General features: G+C 45.6%; 23 protein-coding genes. 14 read left to right on the forward strand and 9 right to left on the reverse strand.

What is annotated here, in order from left to right; all coding sequences use genetic code 11:
* Nucleotides 1-11: 11 nt before the first annotated feature.
* The 10 genes from AC5WJX_RS15540 (at nt 12) to AC5WJX_RS15585 (ending at nt 15,061) form a co-directional block, all read left to right on the forward strand.
* A complete protein-coding gene (locus AC5WJX_RS15540) occupies nt 12-3,029 on the forward strand; it encodes a tetratricopeptide repeat protein (RefSeq protein ID WP_494485246.1) in 3,018 nt (1,005 codons plus the stop codon).
* Between the two features lie 11 nt (nt 3,030-3,040).
* Complete coding sequence (locus AC5WJX_RS15545) at nt 3,041-4,750, forward strand: porin family protein (protein ID WP_494485247.1); 1,710 nt, start codon at nt 3,041-3,043, stop codon at nt 4,748-4,750.
* A 53-nt stretch (nt 4,751-4,803) separates the two neighbouring features.
* A complete protein-coding gene (locus AC5WJX_RS15550) occupies nt 4,804-6,075 on the forward strand; it encodes a hypothetical protein (RefSeq protein ID WP_494485248.1) in 1,272 nt (423 codons plus the stop codon).
* 1 nt (nt 6,076) lies between these two features.
* On the forward strand, nt 6,077-6,787 hold the full coding sequence (locus AC5WJX_RS15555) for a MotA/TolQ/ExbB proton channel family protein (RefSeq protein ID WP_440431098.1): 711 nt from the start codon (nt 6,077-6,079) through the stop codon (nt 6,785-6,787).
* A complete protein-coding gene (locus AC5WJX_RS15560; protein ID WP_440431100.1) occupies nt 6,787-7,188 on the forward strand; it encodes an ExbD/TolR family protein in 402 nt (133 codons plus the stop codon). The genes AC5WJX_RS15555 and AC5WJX_RS15560 overlap by 1 nt, the downstream gene beginning before the upstream one ends.
* Nucleotides 7,188-8,003, forward strand: coding sequence for an energy transducer TonB (locus tag AC5WJX_RS15565; RefSeq protein WP_494485249.1), 816 nt, complete (start codon nt 7,188-7,190; stop codon nt 8,001-8,003). Before AC5WJX_RS15560 ends, AC5WJX_RS15565 begins: the two co-directional genes overlap by 1 nt.
* Before the next feature lie 27 nt (nt 8,004-8,030).
* Entirely contained in the window at nt 8,031-9,317 is a 1,287-nt protein-coding gene (locus AC5WJX_RS15570; protein WP_494485250.1) for a bifunctional folylpolyglutamate synthase/dihydrofolate synthase, read from the forward strand.
* Between the two features lie 67 nt (nt 9,318-9,384).
* Nucleotides 9,385-11,055: an alkaline phosphatase PafA gene (gene pafA, locus AC5WJX_RS15575; RefSeq protein ID WP_494485251.1), complete on the forward strand. Its 1,671-nt coding sequence runs from the start codon at nt 9,385-9,387 to the stop codon at nt 11,053-11,055.
* Between the two features lie 104 nt (nt 11,056-11,159).
* Nucleotides 11,160-14,540 (forward strand): methylmalonyl-CoA mutase family protein, encoded by a 3,381-nt coding sequence (locus tag AC5WJX_RS15580; RefSeq protein WP_494485252.1) that lies wholly within the window; start codon nt 11,160-11,162, stop codon nt 14,538-14,540.
* A 56-nt stretch (nt 14,541-14,596) separates the two neighbouring features.
* Nucleotides 14,597-15,061, forward strand: coding sequence for a hypothetical protein (locus AC5WJX_RS15585; RefSeq protein WP_494485253.1), 465 nt, complete (start codon nt 14,597-14,599; stop codon nt 15,059-15,061).
* Between the two features lie 87 nt (nt 15,062-15,148).
* Here AC5WJX_RS15585 and trxA read toward each other — a convergent pair whose 3' ends face one another.
* Nucleotides 15,149-15,445, reverse strand: a complete 297-nt coding sequence (gene trxA / locus AC5WJX_RS15590) for a thioredoxin (RefSeq protein ID WP_440431111.1) — start codon at nt 15,443-15,445, stop codon at nt 15,149-15,151.
* A gap of 77 nt (nt 15,446-15,522) precedes the next feature.
* On the opposite strand from trxA, the gene AC5WJX_RS15595 reads away from it, so the two are divergent.
* Entirely contained in the window at nt 15,523-16,710 is a 1,188-nt protein-coding gene (locus AC5WJX_RS15595; RefSeq protein WP_494485254.1) for an aspartate aminotransferase family protein, read from the forward strand.
* Here the strand turns inward: AC5WJX_RS15595 and obgE are convergent.
* Nucleotides 16,707-17,705, reverse strand: a complete 999-nt coding sequence (gene obgE / locus AC5WJX_RS15600; protein ID WP_494485255.1) for a GTPase ObgE — start codon at nt 17,703-17,705, stop codon at nt 16,707-16,709. The two genes, AC5WJX_RS15595 and obgE, sit on opposite strands and share 4 nt — an antisense overlap.
* Before the next feature lie 139 nt (nt 17,706-17,844).
* Complete coding sequence (locus tag AC5WJX_RS15605) at nt 17,845-18,414, reverse strand: adenylate kinase (protein ID WP_440431116.1); 570 nt, start codon at nt 18,412-18,414, stop codon at nt 17,845-17,847.
* Nucleotides 18,415-18,835: 421 nt separating this feature from the next.
* Between AC5WJX_RS15605 and AC5WJX_RS15610 the strand changes: the two genes are divergently transcribed.
* Nucleotides 18,836-19,225: a hypothetical protein gene (locus AC5WJX_RS15610; RefSeq protein WP_494485256.1), complete on the forward strand. Its 390-nt coding sequence runs from the start codon at nt 18,836-18,838 to the stop codon at nt 19,223-19,225.
* On the opposite strand, the gene kduI is transcribed toward AC5WJX_RS15610, so the two are convergent.
* The 4 genes from kduI to AC5WJX_RS15630 form a co-directional block, all read right to left on the reverse strand.
* Nucleotides 19,203-20,039: a 5-dehydro-4-deoxy-D-glucuronate isomerase gene (kduI, locus tag AC5WJX_RS15615; protein ID WP_494485257.1), complete on the reverse strand. Its 837-nt coding sequence runs from the start codon at nt 20,037-20,039 to the stop codon at nt 19,203-19,205. The genes AC5WJX_RS15610 and kduI overlap by 23 nt on opposite strands.
* A 26-nt stretch (nt 20,040-20,065) precedes the next feature.
* Nucleotides 20,066-21,253, reverse strand: a complete 1,188-nt coding sequence (locus AC5WJX_RS15620) for a BT3233 family polysaccharide utilization protein (protein ID WP_494485258.1) — start codon at nt 21,251-21,253, stop codon at nt 20,066-20,068.
* Nucleotides 21,250-22,467: a glucuronyl hydrolase gene (locus AC5WJX_RS15625; RefSeq protein WP_494485259.1), complete on the reverse strand. Its 1,218-nt coding sequence runs from the start codon at nt 22,465-22,467 to the stop codon at nt 21,250-21,252. The genes AC5WJX_RS15620 and AC5WJX_RS15625 overlap by 4 nt, the downstream gene beginning before the upstream one ends.
* A gap of 67 nt (nt 22,468-22,534) precedes the next feature.
* A complete protein-coding gene (locus AC5WJX_RS15630; protein ID WP_494485260.1) occupies nt 22,535-23,329 on the reverse strand; it encodes a glycoside hydrolase family 16 protein in 795 nt (264 codons plus the stop codon).
* A 447-nt stretch (nt 23,330-23,776) separates the two neighbouring features.
* On the opposite strand from AC5WJX_RS15630, the gene AC5WJX_RS15635 reads away from it, so the two are divergent.
* Nucleotides 23,777-24,079, forward strand: a complete 303-nt coding sequence (locus AC5WJX_RS15635; protein ID WP_494485261.1) for a hypothetical protein — start codon at nt 23,777-23,779, stop codon at nt 24,077-24,079.
* 169 nt (nt 24,080-24,248) lie between these two features.
* The gene (locus tag AC5WJX_RS15640) at nt 24,249-25,001 is read left to right on the forward strand and encodes a DUF72 domain-containing protein (RefSeq protein ID WP_494485262.1); all 753 of its coding nucleotides are present in this window, start codon (nt 24,249-24,251) and stop codon (nt 24,999-25,001) included.
* A gap of 21 nt (nt 25,002-25,022) precedes the next feature.
* On the opposite strand, the gene AC5WJX_RS15645 is transcribed toward AC5WJX_RS15640, so the two are convergent.
* Both AC5WJX_RS15645 and AC5WJX_RS15650 read right to left on the reverse strand, forming a co-directional pair.
* Nucleotides 25,023-25,835, reverse strand: a complete 813-nt coding sequence (locus AC5WJX_RS15645; RefSeq protein WP_494485263.1) for a hypothetical protein — start codon at nt 25,833-25,835, stop codon at nt 25,023-25,025.
* A 378-nt stretch (nt 25,836-26,213) separates the two neighbouring features.
* On the reverse strand, nt 26,214-26,828 hold a 615-nt coding region (locus tag AC5WJX_RS15650), incomplete at its 5' end, for an ISAon1 family transposase (RefSeq protein WP_494485091.1).

Here is a 26,828-nt window from a genome sequence, read left to right on the forward strand (position 1 = left end):
ATTTGACCCCAATGCAGAAGAAATACCTCTTTATTCCGCTATTACTGGCTGGAAACCTTTCCGCCGGATATGCGCAAATCAGTAATATAGTAAACCTCAATAAAAATTACCAGACTGGCTTAGAGCTGCTTAATAACGAGAAATACGTTGCTGCCGCCCAACAATTCAGGTTGGTTGAACAGATCAGGCAGAAACCTGGTACCCAACAGGAAAGCAATGCGGAGCTCTCCCTGCTTCGTGAAAATGCCAAGTTTTATGCTGCCGTTTGTGCCCTGGAGCTGGGCAATGGCGATGCAGAAGCCTTGTTCCAGAACTTCATTAAGGACTACCCTTTGAATCCGAACACGAAGCTTGCCTACTTCCATGTTGGTAAGTCTTATTTCGATCAGAAGGAATATCAAAAAGCATTGGAATGGTTTGAGAAGACCGATCCTTCAACGCTTTCTGCGAAACAGCGATTGGAGTACCAGTTTAAACAGGGATACGCTTACTTCCAGCTGAACGACATTGAACGTGCAGAGCCACTTTTTGAAGCTGTTAAGAAAGAGGATTCTCCTTTCCAGGAAAGTGCGACCTATTATTTCGCGTACATCAACTACCTGAATAAGGAATATAAAACCGCACTCGCCAACTTTGAAAAACTAAGAGGCTCGCCAACGTATGAGTCCAGTTACCCATACTACATTACCTCCATGTATTATCTTGATGAAAGATATGATGATGTAATTTCTTATGCAGTTCCAATTTTGAAGTCGACCAAGCAGGAATATGAAACAGAGATGCTCAGCTTAATCGCGGCATCCTATTTCGCTAAAAATGACTACAAGAACGCAGAGATCTACTTCCGTGATTTCTATGCGAAAAATACCAATGGCGTTCAGAACAACTTGTTCATCTATCAGTATGGCTACACGCTTTACAAACTAAAGAAAAGCAAGGAAGCGATCTCGGTGCTGGAGAAGCTTACCAAAGATGATGTTTACCTGCAGAATGGTATGTACACCCTTGGTCAGCTGTTTATTGAACAAGGCAACAAAGAAAAAGCGAGAAGTGCTTTCTTCAGGGCTTCGCGACTGGAGTTTGACAAAGTGGTACAGGAAGATGCCTGGCTAAATTATGCCAAGTTGAGTTATGAGCTGACTTTTAACTCTCAGGCGATGGAATCCACCCAAAGCTTCCTGAAACAGTTTCCAAAATCAAGACGCATCAATGAGGCTAAGACCTTGCTTGGTGAAATCCTGCTAAGTAGCAAGAACTATCAGGCTGCAATAGATATCCTGGAACCTATTCCTAACAAAACACAGGAAGCCAGGGAAGCTTACCAGAAAGTTACCTATTTCAGAGGTCTGGAGTTTTACAACGAACGTGCATTTCCAAATGCCTTATCGATGTTCTTAAGGTCGCAGAACTTTAATGAAGATCCGGAGATCACCGCTTTAACGGCATACTGGATGGCTGAAGCGGGTTATGAGCTTCGGAAGTTCGGTGAATCGGTAAGAAACTTTGAAAAGTTCCTTGGGATGCCTGCAGCGAGCAAGACCAAAGTGTACAACTATGCGAATTACGCGCTTGCTTATGCGGCATTTGAAGATGAAAAATACAGCAAAGCAGCGACCTACTTCGAACGTTTCCTGAATGGTAATGATAAGGATCCGAAAACGGTGAATGATGCCAGGATCAGATTGGCTGATGCTTATTTTGTAAGTAAAAGCTATGAAAATGCATTGGCAAACTACAACCGTATCATTGCTGAAAAGAACACCGGTGAAGATTACGCCTTGTTTCAGCGTGGTATGATCCAGGGTTTACAAGGCCAGGATGATGCTAAAATTGCAACGATGCAGAGTTTGCTTGCGCAGTTTCCAGGGTCGAACTATGCAGATGATGCCGGATTCGAAATGGCTTACACCTATTTTAACAAAGGTGAGCTGGATAAATCCAAGAACGACTTAACTGCTTTAATCAGCAAATATCCAAACAGCAGTTATATTCCAAGAGCATTGGTGACCATTGGATTGGTTCAATACAACCAAAATCAGGATCAGGCTGCCGCGGAGACTTTCAAGAAGGTCATCAATGAATATGGCAGTACAGAAGAAGCAAAACAATCCTTAGAATCAATCAAGAACATCTATATCGACAAAGGTGATTCACAGGGTTTTATAGACTATGCAGCGACCACACCAATTGGAAATTACACCGTTGCGGAACAGGATAACATCGCATTCCAGGCGGCAAACGTTAGATACCTGAAAGGTGATGCACAAGGAACTGTTGAAGCGGTAAATGCTTATTTCGACAAGTTCCCTAAACCAATCCACGATAAAGAAGGACGCTTTATCCGCGCCGAGTCCCTTGTAAAGATCGGCAGAAGTGCAGATGCTATTCCGGATTATGAATATATCCTGAACGACTGGACCAGCGATTACACGGAGCGTTCTTTAATTAGTATTTCTGAGTTGTACCTGAAAGAGAAAAAATACAACGAGGCAATCGTTTATTTGAAACGACTGGAAACAACTGCAGATTACAGAGCGCATTATACCTACGCCATCAACAATCTGCTTAAAGCATACAGTGCTTTGAACATGCCAGATGATATCGTGAAATATGTACAGCTGATCAAAGAATCTGATAAGTCTTCTGAAGAAGAGAAAAACAGTGCAGACCTGTATGCAGGAAAGGCTTATTTAGCAAAAGCGGATACCACTTCGGCTGTAAAAGCATTCAGCAACGTGGTAGCCAAAACCAAGACTATTGCTGCCGCAGAATCTAAATACAACCTGGCAGCGATTCAATATGCCAAAGGTGACTACAAGACTTCATTGAAGACTTGCTTTGACCTGATCAACAACATGCCATCGTACGACTACTGGGTTGCAAAGTCCTTCCTTTTACTTGCCGACAACTATGTGGCAACGAAAGACAACCTGCAGGCAAAAAGTACCCTGTTAAGTTTGATCGACAACTATGAGGGTGACGATGAGATTGTACCTACGGCAAAAGAGAAATTGGCAAAAATTAAATAAGCACAGCGAAGATGAAATTCAACAAATTTATATATACAACCCTTGTTTTAGTTGGTTCTACCGGCTTGGCTGCTCAAGCTCAGGACGTAAAGAAAACGGAGAATACCGAGAAAACAGACGATAAGACCATAGCAGAGGAAATTGAAGTTGTAAGACCTTATAAGCCAATCCTGGCGGAAGCTGTTAAACTTAGAAGAAGCCCGGATTTGAATGATGTAGTGGATTATAAAGCTAAGTTCAACTATTCACTAACGGATAAAAAGCTGGAGTTAAACTCCGACATCAATAAACTGCAGGCACAACAGCTTGCAGCCGCTCGCGAAGAGGAGCTCATCAACAATTATGCAAAAGGCGGCTTTGGTAATGCAACCACCACCCTGCTGGAAGCGTACATTAACACCGGCAAGGATGAAGCTTTGCAGGCAGGTGGTTACTTCAGGCATTTCGGTCAGGAAGGTAAACTACCAGGACAGAAATTCAATCAGCAGGAACTTAGCGTATTTGGAAGAAGTATCACGGACCTTGCAACGTTTAGTGGCCGTGTAAACTATCAGCGCAATGGTCTTCGCTTTTACGGACAAGATCCATCGCAACCGGACTTCAACCTTGATCCTGCAAAGCAGGCTTTTAACTTTATCGAGGCAGAAGGTGAAGTGGTAAATCGCTACAGCACGGATGAGAATGCTTTAAGTTATGCCGCTAAAATCAATGGCTACCTTTGGGGTGATAAATATGATGCCAGGGAAAATGCGATCACCATTAATGGTTACCTGAATAAACGTATTCAAAGCTTCAATCTTGGGCTTGCCGCAGGACTTGATTTTGGATCGACCAAAAGTATAACGACTAAGATTTCGAACAACCTTTTACGTTTAAACCCATACATCCGTTTACAGGCGAGTGGCGTTAAGATCAATGCGGGGATTAACTTCGTACAGGAATTTGGCGAATTCTCTACCACCAGGATCTTCCCTTTGGTTACGGCAGATTTCACGCTGGTACCAGATTACCTGCAGATCTTTGGAGAACTTAAAGGTGACGTAAACCGTAACAGCATGAAAGCTTTTACCGATGAAAACCCCTTCCTGAACAGCGATATCCGTATTCAGAATACTATCGAGAAAATGAGTATCACTGCTGGGATTAAGGGAACAGGTGGTCCTGGTTTCGGTTACAAGATCAAAGCATACCACAAGAAGATCACCGATATGCCATTGTATGTAAACAACTTTGGCGCAGTAAACAGATTTGACGTGATCTACGATTTTGGCAACATGAAGCTGACCGGGATCAACGGTGAGATTACCGTACAAGTGAGCGATGCCTTGCGTTGGACCGGTGGCTTAACGATGGAACAGTACAAACCTGCTTCAGAAAGTGAAAGCTGGTTTAAGCCTCAGGCACGTTTAAGCTCTAACTTGCTGTTGAACGTCAATGAACAGCTAAGCTTTAACGCAGCCGTTTATATGCAGGGAGAAACCAAGGCTAAGGTTTATACCGCACAGCCAGTTCTTCCATATTCCGTCCCTGATCCTTCCATTGAGAACATCGTAACCATGAAAGGTTTTGTAGATCTTGGTCTGGGTGCCGACTATAAGATCAATAAGCAATTTGGCGCTTTCCTGAAGGTTAATAACCTGATGAATTCAAACAACCGCCGCTTTTTGTACTATGACAACATTGGTCTGAACGTATTTGGAGGTATCAGCTACTCATTCTAGTGCATTTCGCTTATTAATTGCTTACTATAGAATTATAATTTATTTTTACCCCGATGGAGATAGTAAAGTACGTAGCTGAGTTAATTCAGTTTCATAAAGAAGTCGGAATTGATGGCTTTGGAACCATTTATAAAAAGAAATCTCCAGGCAGATACGACAGCGTTAGCCGCTCTTTTCTGCCTCCCGGATCTACTACAGCTTTTAAAAAGGAAATCAGTGACTCCAGTTTGTTAATCAACGAGCTGGTGGCCAAAGAAAACGTAAGCCGGGAGGTTGCAGCAGATGCAATCAGCCGGTTTGCCATACTGCTGAGCCAGCAGCTGGCCGATCAGGGTTATGCGGACTTTGGACCTATCGGGGTGCTTCGCCAGGTGAACGGACAAACCGTACTGGAACAGCATGCAGACTTTAAACCAGGCCGCGAGTTCTTCGGTTTGCCAAAAATTGAAGAGCCTGTAGCGCAGGAACCAGTGGCTCAGGAGCCTGTAACGCAGGAGCCAGAGGTTAAACAACCTGAAGAAGCTGTTACTGTTATTCCGGTTACGCCTGTTATTCCGGTAACCATTCCAGTAAGCACGGTTGTGGAGGAAGAAGCACCTGCAAAGGAACAAGCGCAGGAACCTGTTGCAGAACCGATGACCAAACAGGAAGCGATCGTTACGGAGAATTTACTGGAAGAGGAAAATCCAGGCAAGGAAACCAATGAAGAGATCCTGAACGAAATCAGGCGCCCGATCATTGAGAACCGCATCAACTATACCATTAAAGAAGAACCACCTGCTGAAAGCGGCTCCTTGCTTACCAAGGTTGCGGTGATTTTGCTGGCGATTTTGTTGCTCAGCGTTGCCGCCTATTACCTGTATCCAAGAATATCCAGCTCTTTTACGGAAGAACCTACTGTTCCGACCGCTACGGTGGAAAAGCTTAGGGCTGACAGCCTGGCGCGTATTGCAAGGGATCAGAGCATCGTAGACTCCACGGCACAGGCCGACAGCCTTGCTGCAGCGCGCTTGAAAATGGAAAAAGCGCCTTCAGTTGATAGCCTGAAAACGGTTCAACCGGTAGCCAAGGCTGCTGCAGATACCGTGGTTACCTATGAAGTTATTGGCGCTTCCGTTTTGAATGAAAAGGAAGCGAGCTGGTTTATCGAGACTATGAAAAGGAGCGGAATCAAAGCTAAAGTGGTTCATAACGCACCTGGTAAGAGACTAAAAATGAGTATCGCCACGTTAAAGGACGAGCAAAGCGCTAAAGAGGCACGCGATAGATTGGGTGAAAAATTGAAAATTAAAGGCTTATACATTTACAAAAACAAACCACAATAATATGATCACATTGCTACAAGGTACCGTAGACACAGCAACACAACTAACTGATACCACAAGCCTGACCAATCAGGTGGTTGCAACACCGCCTCAGGAGATACATTTCATTGACCTGCTATTTCAGGGTGGATGGGTAATGATCCCACTTGCATTGCTTGCATTTTTAGGATTGGTAATTTTTATTGAACGTTACATCACCATCAGAAATGCTTCCAAAAGTGAAGCGAACCTGATGCTGCAGATCAAACAGTATATCCATGAAGGAAAGTTAGATCACGCCATAACAGTATGCAGAAATAATCGTTCTCCTTTAAGCAGAATGCTTGAAAAAGGGCTAAGAAGAATCGGTCGTCCGATTAAAGAGATTGAAGGTGCAATTGAGAACGTGGGTAAACTTGAGGTTTCCAAAATGGAGAAGAACATCAACATCCTTGGTATCGTTGCTGGTATTGCGCCGATGCTTGGATTCGTTGGAACGATCATCGGGGTAATCCAGATCTTCCATGATGTTTCCATCAAAGGAGCTATTGAGATTGGTACCATTTCAGGCGGTTTATACGTTAAGATGATCACTTCAGCCAGCGGTTTGGTGATCGGTATCGTAGCTTACGTGTTGTATCACATCCTGAACATGATGGTGGAACGTATTATCCTGCGTATGGAAACTGATTCCATCGAGTTTATTGACTTATTAGAAGAGCCAGGTAAATAATGAATTTACGTAAGAGAAATAAAGCCACGGTTGAAGTTCATACTTCTGCGCTGAATGACATCATGTTCTTCTTGCTGTTGTTCTTCCTGCTTGCTTCGGCGGTGGTTAACCCGCAAGTGGTGAAACTGCTGCTGCCAAGATCGGAGTCGGGCCAGCAGTCGAACGCACAAAAGACCATAACGGTGTCGATCAGTGAGAACCTGGAGTATTTTGTGGAGAAGAAGCAGGTTAACCTGGAGGGTTTACAGGCCGCAGTAGAAAGCTACCAACAGGCTTCGCCAGACTTAACCATCGTTTTATATGTAGCACGAGGTGTTTCTATTGAGAACACCATGCAGGTTTTTGATGTTGCAAATCAATTAAAGCTGAAAGTTGTTTTAGCTGTAGAACCTAAGAAATAATGATTTACCACGAGGAAGAAAATAATTACCCAAAAGCGCTGGCCATCTCTACCGGGATTATGGCGCTTTTCCTGGTATTAAGCTATTTCATAGCGATAGGGACCTTCGAGCCTCCGGTGGAAGCTGGAATGGGTGGTATTGTTGTAAACTACGGTACCTCTGTTGAAGGTATGGGTACGGACTATACGAGCCTTGAAGAGCCTTCGGCTGATCCTGATGCAAATAATGAACTCCCGGATAAGGTTGTTCCGGTACCACAAGAGCCAACCAAGAGTGTGGTGGAATCCAGTGCTAAAGACATCCAGACACAATCTACGGAAGAAGCAGTTGCGGTAAATACCAAAAAATCAACCAGCACACAAGCGCCCACAGCTGCTGCTGAAGAAAAGCCTGCCACGCCGACCATCAACCAGAATGCCTTATACAAAGGCAAGAAGAGCACCGGAACCGGCAAAGGTGATGGTACTGGTAGTACGCCGGGTAATCAGGGAAGCATCAATGGCGACCCACTATCCAACAACTACGGCGAAGGTGGTTCAGGCTTCGGCGATACGCCAATTGCATTAAGACGTTTTACCAACCTGGTAACGCCACAGGATGATGGTCAGAAGACCGGCAAAATCGCTGTACGGATTTCCATTAACCGTGAAGGTATTGTTATCAACGCTGTTCCGGGAGTGAAAGGCACCACCTTGAACGACCGTGAGCTTTGGCAGAAGTGTAAAGAAGCGGTAATGGGTGCACGCCTTAATCAAAGTGAAAATGCACCGGACGTTCAGGTGGGCGTGGTGATATTTAACTTCAAGGTGAAATAGGCTTTTTGCTTCATCATTAATAATTTCATGAACTACTCAGAGACACTGGATTTCCTATACAGTAAACTTCCGATGTTTACCAGGATTGGAGAGGCAGCGCTTAAAAAAGATTTAACCAATACCCTTGCACTTTGTGAAAGTCTGGGGAACCCTCAGGATACTTTCAAAAGCATACATGTTGCTGGTACGAACGGCAAAGGTTCGACCTCACACATGCTTGCTGCAATACTACAAAAAGCCGGCTACAAGACCGGCTTATACACCTCCCCTCACCTTAAAGATTTCCGTGAGCGTATCCGCATCAATGGGAAGATGGCGCCGAAAGCTTTCGTCACCGCCTTTGTAAAACAGCAAATGAAGGTGATTGAACGCGTGCAGCCATCATTCTTTGAAGTTACTGTGGCCATGGCATTTTCTTACTTCGCGATTGAAGAGGTTGATGTTGCGGTAGTTGAGGTGGGTTTGGGTGGCAGGCTCGACTCCACGAATATTATTCAGCCGGAACTATCGCTTATTACCAATATCAGTCTTGATCACATCAACATCCTTGGCGATACCCTTCCGAAGATCGCCTTTGAAAAGGCAGGGATCATTAAAGCTGGTGTGCCCGCGATTGTGGGTGAAGAAGCGGCGGAAACCAGGGCTGTATTTGTCGATAAAGCTGCTGAAGTGGGTACAAGCCTGCAGTTTGCATCACGCGAATACCAGGTTGAGGACCTGCGCAGCAAAGACAATAAACTTGTATTTTCCGTTCAGAAAAACGGGAAACTTCAGTATAAAGATCTTGAGTTGGATCTGAATGGAAGTTACCAGCAATACAACATCCCGGCGGTGCTCGCTGCCGTAGACCAGCTGAATGCCCGGGGCTTTAACATTGAACCTAAGCATGTTTATGATGCTTTGTGCCAGGTAAAAAAGCTTACAGGCTTGCAAGGCAGGTGGCAGACTTTGAGTTTTAATCCACGGGTGATCTGTGATACGGGGCATAATGTTGCCGGAATCACCGAGGTGCTGAAGAATATTCAGGCGACACCACACGCGCGGTTACATTTCGTGATCGGCATGGTAAAAGATAAAGACATCTCCAAAATCCTTGGGCTACTTCCAAAAGAAGCAAGCTATTATTTCAGCCAACCGAAACTGGAGCGTGCACTTCCTGTCGCTTCTTTACAGGAACAGGCGCAGGCACATGGGCTGCATGGCAGCGCGTTCCAAACCGTAACCGAGGCTTTGAGCGCGGCAAAACAGCATGCAGCAGTCGATGATCTTGTATTTGTTGGTGGAAGCACCTTTGTAATCGCCGAAGTTTTATAAATTCTTTACATTCCATATCTGTTATTAGGTCTGCATAGTTTATACCTTTAGGCATCCTAATTTAGATATGATGAGAAAGGTATACCTGATATTAACCGCGCTGCTATTGCTTAATCCAGCAGTGTATGCGCAGAAGAAGCATGCTAGTGCCACAGGAAAGAAAACGGGCAGTACGGTAATTGAAAGACCGAAGTTAGTTGTCGGACTAGTCGTAGATCAAATGCGCTGGGATTATCTCTACAGGTATTATGACCGTTATACCAAGGGCGGATTCAAGAGACTGGTAAACGAAGGTTTCTCTGCCGAAAACACCATGATCCCTTATCTACCCACCTATACTGCATGTGGACATGCCTCCATCTACACCGGATCTGTGCCTGCAATTAACGGCATCATCGGAAATAACTGGTACGACCCGGAACTACAACGTGATGTTTATTGCGCAGAAGATAAGTCTGTAAAATCTGTAGGTACTACTTCAAATGCTGGTGAGATGTCGCCAAAGAACATGCTGACTACCACCATCGCGGATGAACTCAGGCTGGCGACCAATTTCAAAAGTAAAGTTATTGGTATCTCGATGAAAGATCGTGGTTCCATCCTACCGGCTGGCCATTCGGCAAATGCAGCCTACTGGTACGATGGCTCCAATGGAAATTTCATCACCAGCACCTACTATATGCAGCAGTTGCCTGCCTGGGTAGAAGCCTATAACAATGCGAAACACCAGAACAGGTTCTACGAAAAAAACTGGGAGACTTTATACCCGATAGAGAGCTATACCCAGAGTACTTCAGATGATAATGCCTTTGAGGGCCGCTATAAAGGGGAAACCAATTCTGCCTTCCCGCACAAGCTAACAGACGCCATAAATAAAAACTACGACCTGGTAAGAAGTACACCTTTCGGTAATACGATGACCCTGGATATGGCAAAGCTGGCAATTGAACATGAGAAGCTGGGTCAGGCAGGCAACACAGACTTCCTTGCAGTGAGCTGTTCCTCAACAGATTATGTTGGCCACCAGTTTGGACCAAACTCAATCGAAGCGGAAGATACCTACCTGCGGTTGGACAAGGACTTAGAAGCTTTTTTCAATTACCTGGATAAAACGCTGGGTAAAGGAAATTACCTTTTCTTCCTTTCTGCCGATCATGGCGCAGCGCACGTTCCTAAATTCATGGAAGCAAACAAGTTACCAGCTGGCGTGGTTAGTAACCGGCAATTGGCTGCAGGCCTGAATAAAGTATTGGAACAGGAGTTCAAAATTCAGAAGAGTGTTTTGACTGTGATGAACAATCAGGTAATCTTCAACAAACCCGAAATTGAGAAAGCTGAGCTGGACTTTGAAGATATGAAGAGAACCACCATCAAGTTCCTTAAGCAACAAACAGGTATTTTAAACGCCGTTGATATCACTGAACTGAGTGAAGCCACTTTGCCGGCGCTACTTAAAGAGCGTATCGCAAATGGCTACAATGCACGCCGCAGCGGCGACATCTACTTCATTTTAAACCCTAACTGGTTTGACGGTGGAAGCACCGGAACCACACACGGCTCTTGGAATCCATATGATGCACATATCCCGGCTGTATTCATGGGTTGGAAGGTTAAACCCGGCAAGACAAACAAACCTCATCATATGACGGATATTGCACCTACCATTGCAGCAATGCTGCAAATTCAAATGCCAAATGGCACGGTGGGGCAGGCAATTACTGAACTTACAGACAATTAGTCTCTTCAGAAAACGATAAGGTAAATATCGCATCAAGCATAAAGCCGCAGAATCTGCGGCTTTATTTTTTTATTAACTTTACTGGCCAAATATAAATCTCCTTTATGGAACAAACTCAAATTTATAAACCACAAAATAAGATACGCTTTGTAACTGCAGCTGCTTTATTCGACGGGCACGATGCGACGATCAACATCATGCGCCGCATACTGCAGTCCTCTGGAGCCGAAGTGATCCACCTTGGTCACAACCGCTCCGTAGATGAAGTTGTTAACTGCGCCATCCAGGAAGATGTCCAGGGTATTGCCATGACCTCCTACCAGGGTGGACACCTTGAATACTTCAAATACATGTATGATCTATTGCAGGAACGCGGTGCCACACACATCAAGATCTTTGGCGGCGGCGGCGGTGTGATCCTGCCCCAGGAGATTGCTGAACTGGAGCAATATGGAATTACCAAGATTTATTCTCCAGATGATGGCCGTAAAATGGGCCTGCAGGGCATGATCAACCACATGCTCCAGGAAACGGACTTTGTCACTGCAAAAACGATCTCTAACGAACTGCAGGGCATACAAAGCAAAGATGTGAAAAGCATCGCCACAGCAATTACCGTTGCGGAGAATGATCCTGAAGCCACACAAGCCTTCGTGGATGAACTTAAAAAACTAAGTGCAGCTAAACAAGCACCTGTGTTGGGCATTACCGGTACGGGTGGCTCCGGTAAATCATCGCTGGTAGATGAGCTGGTGAGAAGATTCCTGCTGGAAGTAAAAGATAAAACCATCGCCATCATCTCTGTCGACCCTTCCAAGAGAAAGACTGGCGGCGCATTGCTGGGCGACCGGATTCGCATGAATGCGATTAATAACCCACGCGTGTACATGCGTTCTCTTGCAACCCGGCAGGCCAACCTGGCGCTTTCCAGAAATGTTCAGGAGAGCATTGATATCTGTAAAGCTGCTGGTTATGACCTGATCATCGTGGAAACCTCCGGAATTGGTCAGTCAGATACGGAGATCACAGAACACTGCGATGTGTCCTTGTATGTGATGACGCCGGAGTTTGGTGCGGCGACGCAGTTGGAAAAAATTGACATGCTGGACTTCGCAGACTTAGTCGCAATCAACAAGTTCGATAAAAGAGGCGCTTTGGATGCTTTGCGCGATGTTCGTAAGCAATACAAACGTAACCACAACCTCTTTGATGCAGCGGATGAAAGCATTCCGGTGTTTGGCACGATGGCCTCGCAGTACAATGATCCAGGCATGAACAACCTGTTCAGCGCACTCATGGAGAAGATCAAATCCGTTACCGGAATAGATTACGAAGCTCAGAACCTGACGACCTCCGCACAGTCGGAGAAGATATACATCATCCCACCAGACCGTACCCGTTACCTGGCGGAGATTGCCGAAGCCAGTGCCGCATACAATGAATGGGTACAACAGCAGAGCAACATCGCCAGAAAACTGTACCAGTTAAAAGGGGTAATGGATCTATCTGCCGAAGACATGCCCGCAGGCAGTGACAATCTGAGTGCGGGACTACAGGACGTCTACAACCACCTGGAAGAACAACTTGATGGCAGCTGCAAAAGGTTGCTTCGCGAATGGCCGGAGATGCAGCTGCAGTATAAGCAGGATGACTTCATCTACAAAGTTCGTGATAAAGAGATCAAACAGCCGCTGTTTTACACCTCGCTTTCAAACATCAAAGTACCGAAGGTTTCCTTACCAAGGTACAATGACTGGGGAGATATTCTGCGCTGGTTACTTACCGAGAATGTACCCGGTGCATTCCCTTATGCAGCTGGCGTGTTCCCGCTGAAACGTGAAGGTGAAGACCCAACGCGTATGTTTGCCGGTGAAGGTGGTCCGGAGCGAACCAATAAGCGCTTCCACTACGTGTCTTTAGGTCAACCTGCACACCGCTTGTCCACAGCCTTCGACTCGGTTACCTTGTACGGGGAAGATCCGCATATCCGCCCGGATATCTACGGCAAGATCGGTAACTCGGGCGTAAGTATCGCGACGCTTGATGATGCGAAGAAGCTCTACTCCGGTTTCGACCTTTGTAAGGCCTCTACATCAGTATCCATGACCATCAATGGGCCTGCACCAATGTTGCTCGGCTTCTTCATGAATGCCGCAATTGATCAGCAATGCGAAAAATACATCAAAGAAAATGGCCTGGAAGCAGAAGTTGAAGCCAAAATCAAGGAGATCTATGCAGCCAAAAACATGCAACGCCCGGTTTACCAGGGTGAACTGCCTAAAGGTAATGACGGACTTGGACTGATGCTCCTTGGTGTAACCGGTGATCAGGTGTTGCCTGCAGATGTATATGCGAAGATTAAGGCTTACGCCATCAGCACTGTACGCGGTACGGTACAGGCGGATATTCTGAAAGAAGATCAGGCGCAGAACACCTGCATCTTTTCTACCGAATTCGCTTTAAGGATGATGGGCGATATTCAAAAGTACTTCATCGATGAGCAGGTGCGTAATTTCTATTCCGTCTCCATCTCTGGTTACCACATCGCCGAGGCAGGCGCAAACCCGATCTCACAGCTTGCCTTTACCCTGAGCAACGGTTTTACCTTCGTGGAATATTACCTGAGCCGTGGCATGCATATCGATGATTTTGCTCCAAACCTATCCTTCTTCTTCTCTAATGGCACCGATCCGGAATATGCGGTGATTGGCCGGGTAGCAAGAAGGATCTGGGCTAAAGCCATCAAAAACAAATACAAGGGTAATGACCGCTCACAGAAGTTAAAGTACCACATTCAAACCTCAGGGCGGTCGCTGCATGCGCAGGAAATTGATTTTAACGATATCCGTACGACGCTACAAGCTTTGTATGCTATTTATGACAACTGTAATTCGCTGCATACCAATGCCTATGATGAAGCCATCACCACCCCTACCGAAGAATCTGTAAGAAGAGCGATGGCCATCCAGCTGATCATCAACCGGGAGCTTGGCCTGGCTAAAAACGAGAATCCATTACAAGGTGCATTCATCATCGAGGAATTAACAGACCTTGTTGAAGAAGCCGTGTTGATGGAATTCAAGCGGATCAACGACCGTGGTGGCGTGCTTGGCGCGATGGAAACCATGTATCAACGTGGTAAGATCCAGGAAGAAAGCCTGCATTATGAAACATTGAAACACAATGGCGACTACCCTATTGTGGGCGTAAATACCTTTCTGAACAAGAATGGCTCACCGACCATTGTACCCGCAGAAGTTATCCGTGCTACAGAATCGGAAAAGCAGTTCCAGATTGCCGCATTGGAAAACTTCCAGGCGCGCAATGCGGATCAGGCTGCAACACTTCTTCGTGAACTACAACTTAGCGCCATTGCGGGAAAGAACATCTTCGAAGCGTTGATGGAGGTATGTAAATACTGCTCGCTCGGCCAGATCTCACATGCCCTTTATGAGGTCGGCGGACAGTACCGCAGAAATATGTAACGCCATTATAACCATGCCTTTCAATCAAAAAGGCATGGTTATTGGTTTATAGGGGTATGAAGAAAATCATCTACCTATTACCTGTCGCACTATTCCTGAGTGCATTCTTTTACAGTTGCTCCCCAAAAACGTACACTACGGCCGCAGATACCGTAAACCTGAACAAGGAATACCGGGTGCTCTTGCGTGAGGTTGTTAACCTTCAAGGTGACATCAACAAGTTACGAAGCGATATTCCTGTTCTCGAGGCTAAAGCGCAAAAGGCGGAAGCGAAATCAAGGGAATCACTCGAAGAGAGCAGAAGACAGGCATCTACAGCCACCAGTGGCAATCTAAAGCAAATCCGAAAAGCAGAATCCAAAGCTGACGATGCACAGGATGACGCAGAGGATGCGAAAGAGGCAAACCAAAAGCTTGAAGATGCACAAAAGAAACTCGCTGATGCTCAAGCTGAGCTTGCCAAGAAGGAAAACCGGTTAAGAGATCTTGACAGGCAGAAACAAGCAATCCAAACAAATTAATTACTCCACTTACCTGAGGTTTTACAGGCTGGTTAAGCTTCCTCTGTCGACCCACATAGATATTCTGTTCCAGAAATAGCAGCAATATCAAAGTGCAGCGTCAATGACAGACTTCAGCTGGCTGGCCTGTACAACACCAGACTGCCGCCATTTAATTTCCCCGTTCTTAAACAGGATCAATGTAGGCACACCCTGAATACGGTACAGGTTGGATACGTCCGGGTTGCGGTCCACATCCACCTTCAATATGGTTGCGCTGTCGCCGATCATTCCCTTCAATTGCTGTAGTATTGGTGCCATCATCTTGCATGGGCCGCACCATTCCGCAGAAAAATCAACCAGTACAGGTTTCTCGGATTTTATGAGTTCATTGAATTTTGACATTAGGCAAAGTTTAATCTATGCGGATAACAAACCATAGTTTAAATAGTTTCCTAATTTTGTAGGCCTATTCCATACCCATGATCAGTAACAAACAGCTCTTTTTACTAAATACCGCACAAACCTCTACCACGCCCAAAATGCTTGAAATAGAGCGTGCCGAGGGCATTTACCTGTATGATTTCAATGGCAAAGCTTACATCGACCTGGTGTCAGGCTTTGCGGTAAGTAATATCGGGCACCGCCATCCACGTGTACTCGAGGCCATTCAGGCGCAGCTCAACAAATACCTGCACCTAACCGTGTATGGCGAGTACGTGCAAACACCGATGGTTAAATTTGCGGAGAAGCTCGTTTCTGTACTACCTTCCAGCCTGAACAACGTGTATTTTGTAAACTCCGGTGCGGAAGCTACCGAAGGCGCCTTAAAACTAGCGAAACGTTATACCGGCAGGACTAAGATCATCTCCTGCAAAAACGCTTACCACGGTAGTACGCACGGCGCTTTGAGCGTTATGGGTAATGAAGAATTTAAACAGAAATACCGCCCTTTATTACCTGATGTAAGCTTCATAAACTTCAATAACGAAGCAGACCTGGAGCAAATCACGGAAGAGACCGCCTGTGTGATCATGGAAACCTTACAGGGCGAAGCAGGTATTCGTGTTGCCGATCTGGCGTATATGCAAAAGCTTCGTCAGCGCTGCGATGAAATGGGTGCATTGCTCATCTTAGATGAGATACAGGCGGCATTTGGACGTACCGGAAAGCTCTTTGCTTTCGAGCATTACGGCATCGTGCCTGATGTGCTGCTTGTTGCCAAAGCATTAGGCGGCGGTATGCCGATCGGTGCATTTATCGCAGATAAAAAGGTGATGAGCGTGCTTGCGGAAAATCCAATCCTTGGCCATATTACTACCTTTGGTGGTCATCCGGTATCCTGCGCAGCAGGGCTTGCCAATTTAGAAGTGATCCTGGAAGAGCAACTGGTCGCCACCGTATTCGAGAAAGAAGCGTTGTTCCGGGAACTACTGGTACATCCGAAGATCAAAGAAATCCGGGGTATGGGATTGATGTTGGGCATGCAGCTCGACAGCTTTCAGCAGGTTGAGAAAGTTAGTCAGCTATGCGGTCATGAAGGTGTGGTGATCGACTGGTTCCTGCACTGTGAAACGGCGATGCGCATCGCACCGCCTTTAGTAATTACAGACGCTGAGATCAGGAAGGTGTGTAGAATTATCCTTGAGGCGCTAGATCAGCTAGATTAACCTTCAATGGCTCTCCAGAGCATATCTTTCAGTTCTGTAAGCCCCTTTTGTGCTACAGAAGAGATGAAAATGGATGGAATGTTTGCTGGTAAATCCGCTTTCATTTCATTCATCAACTCCTCGTCAAGCATGTCAGATTTTGTCACTGCAAGGATATGCGGCTTTTGCATCAACTCCGGATTATACGCCTTAAGTTCCCTTTTCAGGATTTCATATTCTTCTGTGATGCTTCTATTTGTATCGGCAGGCACCATGAACAACAACACGGAGTTTCGCTCAATGTGACGCAGGAAGCGGTATCCCAAACCTTTACCTTTAGAAGCCCCTTCAATAATTCCAGGAATATCTGCCATCACGAAGGACTTATCCCCACGATAAGAGACAATGCCCAGGTTTGGAACCAATGTGGTAAACGCATAGTCCGCGATCTCCGGCTTCGCCGCAGACACTACGGATAATAAGGTCGACTTACCCGCATTTGGAAAACCTACCAAACCGACATCTGCAAGAACTTTCAGTTCCAGCACCACCCAACGTTCAGTGCCGGCTTCACCTGGCTGTGCAAAACGTGGCGTCTGCAGCGTTGAAGACTTAAAGTGCCAGTTCCCCAGTCCCCCTCGTCCACCAGGGGTAAGGATCTTGGTCTCCCCTTCTGTGGTGATCTCGAAAAGCACTTCACCAGTTTCAGCATCTTTGGCAATGGTGCCCAGAGGCACTTCAAGCACCTCATCTTTACCAGATTTACCGGTAGAAGTTGAGCTGGATCCGCTCATACCATCTTCAGCGATGATGTGCTTACGGTATTTTAAGTGTAACAAGGTCCAGAACTGTGGATTTCCTTTCAGGATAATGTGTCCGCCGCGGCCACCATCACCACCATCAGGCCCTCCTGTGGAGGTCATCTTATCGCGGTGCAAATGTGCCGAGCCCGGTCCACCTTTACCTGAACGGCAGCATATTTTTACATAATCTACGAAATTGGAACCCTGTGACATATTTTTTGATATTTAATGGAAATGATGGCTTTTGAATAAAAGCCGTAACAACATGCGCTAATGCATATTTGCGCAAAGATAAGAAATGCAAATAGCGGGACGAATTAAATCTATCCCGCTATTTAAAGGTATTTTGTTATTAGTATTGATCTACAACCGCACTGATTTCATTGAAGATACCTTCGATGCTGCCAATACCATTGATTTTTGTTAGTTTTTTCTGCTCGTCGTAATAAGGCAGTACATGAACGATCTTGGTGAAATACTCTTCGATACGTTTTTGAATCTTATCCGCCTGGTCATCTACCCTGCCAGATTCCTTCTGACGTTGTGCAACCCGCTTCTTAAGCTCCTCCTGATCCACATCAAGGGCAATTACTGCTGCAATTGAAGTACCTTTTTTCGCCAGAAACTCATCCAAAGCAACCGCTTGTGGAATGGTACGCGGAAAACCATCGAAAATAAAACCTTTAGCGTCCGGAGTTTTGTTCACTTCTTCTTCCAGCATGTCAATGGTGATGCCATCTGGAACCAGCTGACCTTCTGCGATCAATGCGCTTACCTTTTGTCCTAAAGCCGTTTGATTTTTGATGTGTGATCTGAAAAGATCGCCTGTGGAGATGTGAATCAATTGATATTTTTCGATCAATTTTTCTGATTGGGTGCCTTTACCTGCACCCGGTGGGCCAAAGAGAACAAAATTTAGCATTCGGGTTGTCTTTTAAATTTAATTGCCTTTTTTGCCATTCTAGCAAGGCTTGTTCAATGTATTCTGATGGAACGCCTTAATGCATTAATAAGCACATCATTGCAAGATCCAGCAACGCTTGCAAATATATAATTAAAAATTTATTAACCTTATTTTTTTGAAAGTGGCACCACATGCGCAGGCTATTTACAAGAATTACAATTCTCATCTTGCACACTCATTTACAACACCTTACACACCAGCAACCTACACCGGTTACAGGTAAGAGACCTAAGTGTAACTTTTACACAACTGTGTTGTATTTAATGAAATATAGCCCCTCCTATGCGCTCTCCGCCGCTTAAGCCCGCCTTGCAAACACCAGAAAAAGCTTTTATGGTAAGGAATTTGATACCCAGGCCTTACATCAACGAACATTCCTATGCAAAATATAAAATCATTAGAAGAGGTGCTGAATACACCACAAAAGAAGCTTGCCTTCTATCAAAACCTGGTGTTAATCGCCGCAGCAGACAGGGTCCTGGAAAAAGACGAGAGCGAGCTCCTATTGTCGATCGGAAACCGCCTTGGTCTTACTTCAGATCAGGTTATGCCAATGGCAGATAACCTCGGAGTTTTAACTTTCGTTATTCCCGAAGACGGCCTGCAGAAGACCCTGGAGCTGCAAACCCTGGTGCAGATGATGACACAAGACGGTGAGATCCACGACAAGGAGTATGCGCTTTGCCTGGAATATGCGAATCGTGTAGGCTTAGGGAAGGCTGTTCTGGACGATATGATCAAACAGTTTACCGCAGCTCAGCCGGACTAACACCATCCATATCGCCATAGTCGAGATTTTCTCCGGCCATGCCCCAGATAAAACTGTAATTACTTGTACCTACGCCCGAATGTATTGACCATTCGGGCGAAATTATGGCCTGATGGTTCTGCAGGAACAGGTGTCTGGTTTCATCCGGCTGACCCATGAAATGACTGATGGTCTGTCCCGCTTCCAGATCAAAATAGAAATATGCTTCCATCCGGCGATTGTGTGTATGCGCAGGCATGGTATTCCAGACATTACCTGGATGTAGTTCAGTTAAACCCATCTGCAGCTGACAAGTTTCGACAATGCTGTTCACTATAAGTTTGTTCAATGTACGCCGGTTCGCATATTGCTGATCACCCAATTGGATCACTTCAGCGTCTGCCTTCCCAATTTTCTTTGTAGGATAAGCATGATGTGCAGGTGCCGAATTGATGTAGAAATAAGGTTGTTCCTCACCTGAACGCTCAAAGACCACTTCCTTTGCGCCCCTTCCAACATAGAGTGCCTCTTTTTTTGCCAGTTCATAACCGGTTCCATCTACCCTCACCGTTCCCGCTCCACCCACGTTGATGATCCCCAGCTCCCTCCGGTCCAGGAAGTTCGTAGCTTTCAGTTCATCAATGCTCTCCAGATTCAAAAACTTACTCACCGGAAGCACGCCACCTACAATTAACCTGTCGTACATGGTATAAACCAGATTTATGGTATCATATTCGAACAAGGTCGGGATCAGGAAATGCGCACGCAGTGCTTCTGTAGTATAGTTTTTTACGTCTGATGGATGATGTGCATACCGGATTTCTGATTTGGTCATAAGCTTCGATTGAAGGTTGTAAGGATTTATTTAATGGTAACAACTAAAGGATGTGCAACAATTTGCGCCTGTTTGCTCAGCATCTCGTCCCAGTCGGCGCCGGAACGTACCTGGCCACTTTTCTCCCAGGCGAAACCTGCATAATAGGTGATCTGCTTAGCCGGACGGGTTACAATCAAGAGATTACTTTGATCCGGTGTTTTAGATTGATGTGCAAATGCGCGCTCGATGATTGCGGGATCAAGGACAATGCCCTCCCCGAGAAAAACGCCATCGATCAGCTCCTGATGCCGGAAATAACCTGCCTGCTCATTCAGCTGTGCCTCACCTTCGTTCTTGTGCAAGGTTATGCCGAGCGTGTAATTTGGTATTTGCTGATCCGCCTGGAGCATGACTTCAAACTTCGAGAAGTTGCTGCCCAGGTCGAGCGAGATTCTTTTGGTTTCCCGAAGACCATACTTGCTCCATGGCGCATAAACCAGTTCAAATACAGTTCGCAAGGGCCCGACGGCTATGGTTTTGTAGCTGATGTAGTTCTTGGAAACATGCAGACTATCGTCCAACCAGATCCCCGAGCCACCAACGCCTCTGCTTGCACCTACGTGGTAGGGGTCATAACCTTCTCCTCGGTCGGTATGGTAAAAGGAAGGATCACTAAGGTAGCCTTTGTACCATTTATTGATGATGGGCTGGTCGGTTCTTTTCAGCCAGAGATCTACCCCGCTGGAAAGTGTACCATTCTCCCGTTTTTGTTCTGTTCGCTGTTGCGCATCTGGTCCATAAACGCGGAAAGCAACCTTATCGTTCTCCCAGGTATAATCGTCGGTACGTTCCGGCACAAAACGGGAATAGGTGCTGCTTTTGCTAACCGGAACCGGAAGTTCAGCGCCTAAAAAAATGATGTATTTAGAACTTGATCTGGCATTAAGTTCCGAAGGAAACAACAGCTCGTCGGCGGTGCCATTCTGATCGTTATCTACCCACTGCAGCGGCAGAAGTTTACCGGAACGTTTGTCTTTAACCCGGATATCCTGCTCGCCTCTGTTTCTCAGGTTAGCAGGGAGTTGTTCTTTCTTAATGGAAGTGATTTCTCTTCTTGGAAAATCAAGTGTATTCGTCACCCTGACCTGCGCCTGCTGCTTTATGGTTTTACACGAAAACAGCAGGGTGGCAAACATGCTAAACAACAAAATACCTGGCTTTACTTTATTCATCTGTTCTGCATCTTTTTATACCGCAACATGGCTTCCACAAGGTAATAATCACCATAACTCAAAGGCGTATCCACTTCTGTCTGATTCGGCATGTTGCCAACACCATGCATCAAAAGGAAACCACCGTTGGTTTTCGGTGAGGCCAGATAATGAGGCGTAAGTAAGTTGTTCAACATAAATTCTGCGTCTTTTCGATAACCTGCAGCCTTTGCATCCGAAGCAAGTGTACTCAGTTCAAATAATGCCGAGGCAATGATGGCAGCGGCCGAGGAATCGTGCAAGGCATTCGGGATATTGGGTGCATTGAAATCCCAGTAAGGAATTTTATCTTCCGGCAAGTTGGGATGGTTGAGCAGGAAATCGGCAATATGTTGTGCCTGCTGGAGATACTTTTTGTCTTTAGTTTCACGATACATCACCACATAGCCATATAGTCCCCATGCCTGGCCTCGCGCCCAGGCAGAGCTGTCTGCAGCACCCTGATTGGTAATCTGTTTAACTACCGCGCCGCTGTTTTTGTCGTAGATGACCACATGGAAAGAGCTGTAATCCTTCCGGAAATGGTTCTTCATGGTTGTGTTCGCATGGTCAACGGCAATCTTATAAAAACTGCTGTCCCCACTAAATTTGGTAGCCCAAAACAGCAACTCCAGGTTCATCATATTGTCTATGATCACCGGCATCTCATTGGCTCCTGCCTTGTTCCATGGTGCACTGTCCCAGGATTGGATGCTCTTAGCTTTAGCGTTATAGCGTGTCGACAAGGATTTTGCGCTGTTTAACAGGATGGTGTCGTACTCAGGTTTTGGTTCCAGACGGTTCGCATTACCGAAGCTACAGAACATCATAAATCCCAGGTCATGCGTGGACTTATTAAACTGCTCATTCTCCAGCCCGCCGAGCGCCACATTAGCCTGTTGTTTGAGTTCCGGGTTAGGGGCTGCTTCATCAAGATATAACAATGTACCCGGGTAAAAACCGCTGCACCACCAGCCAGAATCACTGGTTTCCAGGGAGTCCGTTTTTTCATGGTAGGTCTTTGGATAACGGCCGCTTGGCGTTCTACTGCCTAGATATGCATACTGGATCGCCCCAAGTTTAAGGCCGGCCTCAACTTTCTGGTCGAGATTATCAGCTTTCTCCTCTTTTTTAGGATCTGCACAAGAGATCAGATTAGCAGCCGCAAGGAGCATGAACAGGTACTTCATTTTCATCCGCATATATAAATTCCAGGTAGGTTTTAATTCTAAATTGATATGGTTTTCAGTATTGGCACCGGCGCTATTGTGCTGCTTTTACACGTTTGACCGTGATTTTTCTGGCGTAATAACTCGTTTCCTGTTCCGGCCCATTTGGCCCGGAAGATCCTTCCATTTGTAAGTTAACGATAAGCCAAAGCGGCTTGTTTGTAAAATTGCTGTCGTGCGAGCCCATCTTTTCACCATCAATATAGTAGGTGATCAACGTCTTTTCTTCATCTAAACGCTGTAGCACAGCCGCATAGGAATGCCATTGCTGATCAGCGTCGGGAATGCTTTTTTTGATGGTGGTGACGTCTTTGGGCGTTATGAAAGTATTCTGCCAGTTCACCTGATCACCTTTAAACTCCAGGATGTCGGTTTCTGGTGGCCAGCCATTAACCGCAGTTAACCAAAATGCTGGCCATGTCCCTGCGGCAATCGGCGCTTTAAACTCACCGGAAACAATGTACTCCGGATACGCCTTAGTGATGGCGATTTGATGTTTGGCATGCACCGCCCCAGCGTGGTAGTTGATCGGCAGATAGGGATCAAGCTTGCTTTTACCTTCGTTTTTACGCAGCCTGGTTGCTTTAAGTTCCAGGACGCCGTCTTTCAAAATGATTTGCTTTTTATACATCCTGGCGGAACCGTTATGATCGGTTCCCCAGGGATAGAAGTTATTCCAATGCTGTTCAAAAGCTTTGGCGCTGCCGAAAGAAGTTGAGTCTAGAATGGTCTCATATTTGGCAGATGCATGCTGTGCGGCATCACTGTGTTGAGCGATGGCAGCATGGCCACTGATTAACAAGAAGAACATGAGCTTTTTTATCCCCATACATATATTTGGTTATTTAACGGAATAATGCTTTACAATTGCAATATAAGGGTTTGAAGCACAGATTTATAAACCTCTGGCATCAAAATTTTGACGAAGTGCCTTCGAAAGTAAGATGTTTTTGAGAAAAAACTGGAAAATTGCTGTTAGTGTATAGGCAGACAAGGAATAAGAATTCCAGGTGTATAAGCAGTTCAGTATTAACAGATAAACAGGTATAGCTATACTAAATTAAGACAGCTTCGGATCAAACGCACATCAAACCCACATCAGACCCACATGAAACGCACATCAAAGGCACATCACAGGTGCGTTTCACCTGCATTTTATTTGCATTTAGTCTTTGATTGTTATGGCCTTCCATGGAAGCCTTCAAGCATGTGGCGGGTTTCTGGCTCAAGCCTGCTTTGGTGTCATTTTTGCTTTTCTGATACAAACTGATTTGACATGAAATTATTGAGTAGTTCATTAAGTAAACTTACTGGCGCAAAAGCGGAAGGCGCCGTAGCAACCGGCGCAAAGGCCATTGGTGCATCGGCGGTTGGCGCGACGGCAATTGGAGCTTCCGCATTGGGCGCATTTGCCATAGGTGCGGTTGCGATTGGCGCAGTCGCAATCGCCGGATTAATTGTGAAAAGGGCCATAGTCAAAGACCTTAGAATTGGTACACTCACCATTGATAAGCTCGTCATTAAAGAGGTGCAGCGGATCGAGGCTACAGACGATAAAGATGAGCCTAGCAACGTTTAGTTACGCACATAGACATCGTAAGCTGGAGGTTAACCGGTAACCTCGGTGTTGATTGTTGAAGCCGCTTATTGGATAGTATTTGGAGAATGAGTCTGTTTAATCAAGCCCCTAGCTCAATACGCCCTTGTAAAACACAACTTTTTGGTGTGCTAGCTGTTTATGGACAAGCATGAATGAAGCAAATTTTTATACTGGCACAAGCGGCTTATTGCTACCCGTGCCGAATAAGGAATACTATCCTGAGGAATTTAAATCCAAAAGCCGTCTTTGTTACTATGGTTCGTTGTTTAACAGCATAGAAAATAACAGCTCCTTTTATAAAGTTCCTATGGCATCTACCGTGGCTAAATGGGCTGCAGATACCCCTGAAAACTTCAAGTTCACTTTTAAGCTCTGGAGAGAGATCACCCATAGCAAAGGGCTGGCATTTCAGTCTGAGCATATCCATCATTTTTTTGAACGTATCGCGGCGGCAGGAGATAAAAAAGGTAGTTTGCTGATACAATTTCCCGGGAGTATTAAACCGATACACCTACGGGAACTGGAACAGTTGCTGTTGCAAGTCCGCCAGGCAGATCCGGAACAAGCCTGGAAAGTGGCTGTAGAATTCCGTCATCAGAGCTGGTATCAGACAGACACCTATGATATGCTGGATGCTTTTGACATGGGCCTGGTGCTGCATGATAAGCTTCAGGAAGGTACTGCGCTTACCGAATCGGCCAAGGATTTCATCTACCTCAGATTTCATGGCCCTGGGGGAAATTACCGCGGCAGTTACGACGAAGCATTTCTTGCGGAATACGCTTCTTACATTAAAGACTGGCTTGAAGAAGGCAAGACCGTATATGTCTATTTTAATAACACGATGGGTAGCGCCATTCAGAACCTGGAGCGTTTGCGGCAGTATGTAACTTCGGATTAGAGCGCTTTTAGCCTGCTCCTGCTACTTACCGGCCAAGCGGTATCGAATGTTCGCGATTGCCAAACCATCAGCTACGGGGAGTGTAGGACTACCGGTACTGAGGATTCTAATTAGTCTGAACGGTTTTGAAGCCTTAACTGCTACCAGACTTGCGCCTGAAGGGCTATGAGTTTCAACGCTTACACTGCCTTTGGTATCGTCATTCAGCCAATCCCCATAATCAACATAAAACCGGTGGGTTCCGATCTTGTTATTAGGCGCGATTTCGAAGCCAAACTCTGTACACGGCTTTGATAAGTAGATAATCATGGACTGAAAGTTCCAGAGGTGGGCATAGAATACATCCGGTTTTTCGTTTTCCACTGCTGGCGGAAATCCCCATTGGGCATTCCAGCCACTTGGACTTGAGGAGGCCAATTTAAGCATTCTAAGTTCCTCAAAACCGGCGGAAAAGAAGCCTATTCTTAGACTTCCGTTTTGCAACTTATGATAAGTCTTGTTGTTCTCTAGTTTAGAAACGTCAAACAAACACGTTTCAGTCAGATAAGAAGCCGTTGGGCTTTTTACAACCTCAAAGGGGTAATATGGAAGTTCTTCATCTGGTCCGTTGGGAAATTGCAGGTGCGGTGCGGTTGGGTAATTTAATCCACCGGTAGCGTCTATACCTGCGGGCGCTTCAGTATTCTCAGGCAAAATAAGATCCTGGTACTGAAATAACGATGATGTTTGAGCTACTTGATCAGCTTTTTCAGTGATGATTTCGTCCTTAGAACAGCTTGCAGTCACAGTTGCGACTACAGCTAAAATCGCAACATAAATATTCTTTCTATTCATAGATTTACATTGGTTTCTACTACTAAAATAATCGCTGACTGCCTGAATATTACCTCTCGTAATCAATTGTTGCCGAAATTGTGATTTTTGCCTAAAAGCGTGCAGAAAATCGGGAATTGGATGAACAACATCACCTCGGCATCGCCTGGATGTGAAGCTTTACAACTTGTTGCCAAATGGCTGCGTCTTTTAGCTGAAGGTGTGAAAGAAACCGTGAAACTAAATTGCTAACTTGGTGTTAATAGGTCAAATGGCAAACCATGAATTCGAACTTACATATTGACCTGATAGAATTCAAGGCCTGGTACCAGCATCGTATGGAGTTTATCGACAACCTTATCCTGGATCAAGTCTAAAAGTTGTGGAGTAAGGTTGTTGTTAAGCATAAAGTTGGGTAAGGCGATACAAGAAGAACTCAGTACTTCTTACTCCTCTAAACTGGCTTCTGAATGCCTTTATTTTGGCGTTGAATGACTCGGCTGAAGCATTCGTAGATCGACTATCAAAGTAGTTCAGGATGGTTTGATAATGATACTGAATGGATCTTGAAATCGTGTTAAAGGACTTAAAGCCCGATTGTCTTACTGCCTCATGCCATTTGGCGAGTCTTGCCAGACCGTAAAGTTTGTCGGTAGTTTTCTCAAAGATATTGCTTAAGTTCAGGCTTAAGTTATAAGCTTGCTTAAGTTTAGGATACTTCTCAAAGAGTAGATCAGCTCGTTCTTTCTGACTTGCAGACCAGGCTTCAGGTCTTCTGTACAATGCGTATCGACTCCGGGCTAGTAATTGCTTTAATGTATCACCGTTTGAGAGTACTTCTGCATGGAAGGGTTTCTTTGCTTTCCTAGCCTGGTCTATGGCCTCATTTTCTGCATCTAAGGCTTCCCAGCGGTATTTAATGCGCATCTCCTGCAGCGCTTCAGTTGCTAGTTTCTGAACATGGAACCTGTCAGTCACACGAACTGCTGAGCGGAAGCAACGCTTTGCAATGAG

Source organism: Pedobacter sp. NEAU-ZC8, from assembly GCF_059278965.1.

What these genes read in the sequence shown, in the direction of transcription:
- AC5WJX_RS15610 (WP_494485256.1), top strand. Translation starts at nt 18,836, where the DNA reads ATGCAAAATATAAAATCATTAGAAGAGGTGCTGAATACACCACAAAAG.
- kduI (WP_494485257.1), bottom strand. Translation starts at nt 20,039, where the DNA reads ATGACCAAATCAGAAATCCGGTATGCACATCATCCATCAGACGTAAAA.
- AC5WJX_RS15585 (WP_494485253.1), top strand. Translation starts at nt 14,597, where the DNA reads ATGAAGAAAATCATCTACCTATTACCTGTCGCACTATTCCTGAGTGCA.
- AC5WJX_RS15605 (WP_440431116.1), bottom strand. Translation starts at nt 18,414, where the DNA reads ATGCTAAATTTTGTTCTCTTTGGCCCACCGGGTGCAGGTAAAGGCACC.
- AC5WJX_RS15595 (WP_494485254.1), top strand. Translation starts at nt 15,523, where the DNA reads ATGATCAGTAACAAACAGCTCTTTTTACTAAATACCGCACAAACCTCT.
- trxA (WP_440431111.1), bottom strand. Translation starts at nt 15,445, where the DNA reads ATGTCAAAATTCAATGAACTCATAAAATCCGAGAAACCTGTACTGGTT.
- AC5WJX_RS15570 (WP_494485250.1), top strand. Translation starts at nt 8,031, where the DNA reads ATGAACTACTCAGAGACACTGGATTTCCTATACAGTAAACTTCCGATG.
- AC5WJX_RS15620 (WP_494485258.1), bottom strand. Translation starts at nt 21,253, where the DNA reads ATGAATAAAGTAAAGCCAGGTATTTTGTTGTTTAGCATGTTTGCCACC.
- AC5WJX_RS15645 (WP_494485263.1), bottom strand. Translation starts at nt 25,835, where the DNA reads ATGAATAGAAAGAATATTTATGTTGCGATTTTAGCTGTAGTCGCAACT.
- AC5WJX_RS15640 (WP_494485262.1), top strand. Translation starts at nt 24,249, where the DNA reads ATGAATGAAGCAAATTTTTATACTGGCACAAGCGGCTTATTGCTACCC.
- AC5WJX_RS15540 (WP_494485246.1), top strand. Translation starts at nt 12, where the DNA reads ATGCAGAAGAAATACCTCTTTATTCCGCTATTACTGGCTGGAAACCTT.
- AC5WJX_RS15625 (WP_494485259.1), bottom strand. Translation starts at nt 22,467, where the DNA reads ATGAAAATGAAGTACCTGTTCATGCTCCTTGCGGCTGCTAATCTGATC.
- AC5WJX_RS15580 (WP_494485252.1), top strand. Translation starts at nt 11,160, where the DNA reads ATGGAACAAACTCAAATTTATAAACCACAAAATAAGATACGCTTTGTA.
- AC5WJX_RS15555 (WP_440431098.1), top strand. Translation starts at nt 6,077, where the DNA reads ATGATCACATTGCTACAAGGTACCGTAGACACAGCAACACAACTAACT.
- AC5WJX_RS15630 (WP_494485260.1), bottom strand. Translation starts at nt 23,329, where the DNA reads ATGGGGATAAAAAAGCTCATGTTCTTCTTGTTAATCAGTGGCCATGCT.
- obgE (WP_494485255.1), bottom strand. Translation starts at nt 17,705, where the DNA reads ATGTCACAGGGTTCCAATTTCGTAGATTATGTAAAAATATGCTGCCGT.
- pafA (WP_494485251.1), top strand. Translation starts at nt 9,385, where the DNA reads ATGATGAGAAAGGTATACCTGATATTAACCGCGCTGCTATTGCTTAAT.
- AC5WJX_RS15565 (WP_494485249.1), top strand. Translation starts at nt 7,188, where the DNA reads ATGATTTACCACGAGGAAGAAAATAATTACCCAAAAGCGCTGGCCATC.
- AC5WJX_RS15550 (WP_494485248.1), top strand. Translation starts at nt 4,804, where the DNA reads ATGGAGATAGTAAAGTACGTAGCTGAGTTAATTCAGTTTCATAAAGAA.
- AC5WJX_RS15560 (WP_440431100.1), top strand. Translation starts at nt 6,787, where the DNA reads ATGAATTTACGTAAGAGAAATAAAGCCACGGTTGAAGTTCATACTTCT.
- AC5WJX_RS15545 (WP_494485247.1), top strand. Translation starts at nt 3,041, where the DNA reads ATGAAATTCAACAAATTTATATATACAACCCTTGTTTTAGTTGGTTCT.
- AC5WJX_RS15635 (WP_494485261.1), top strand. Translation starts at nt 23,777, where the DNA reads ATGAAATTATTGAGTAGTTCATTAAGTAAACTTACTGGCGCAAAAGCG.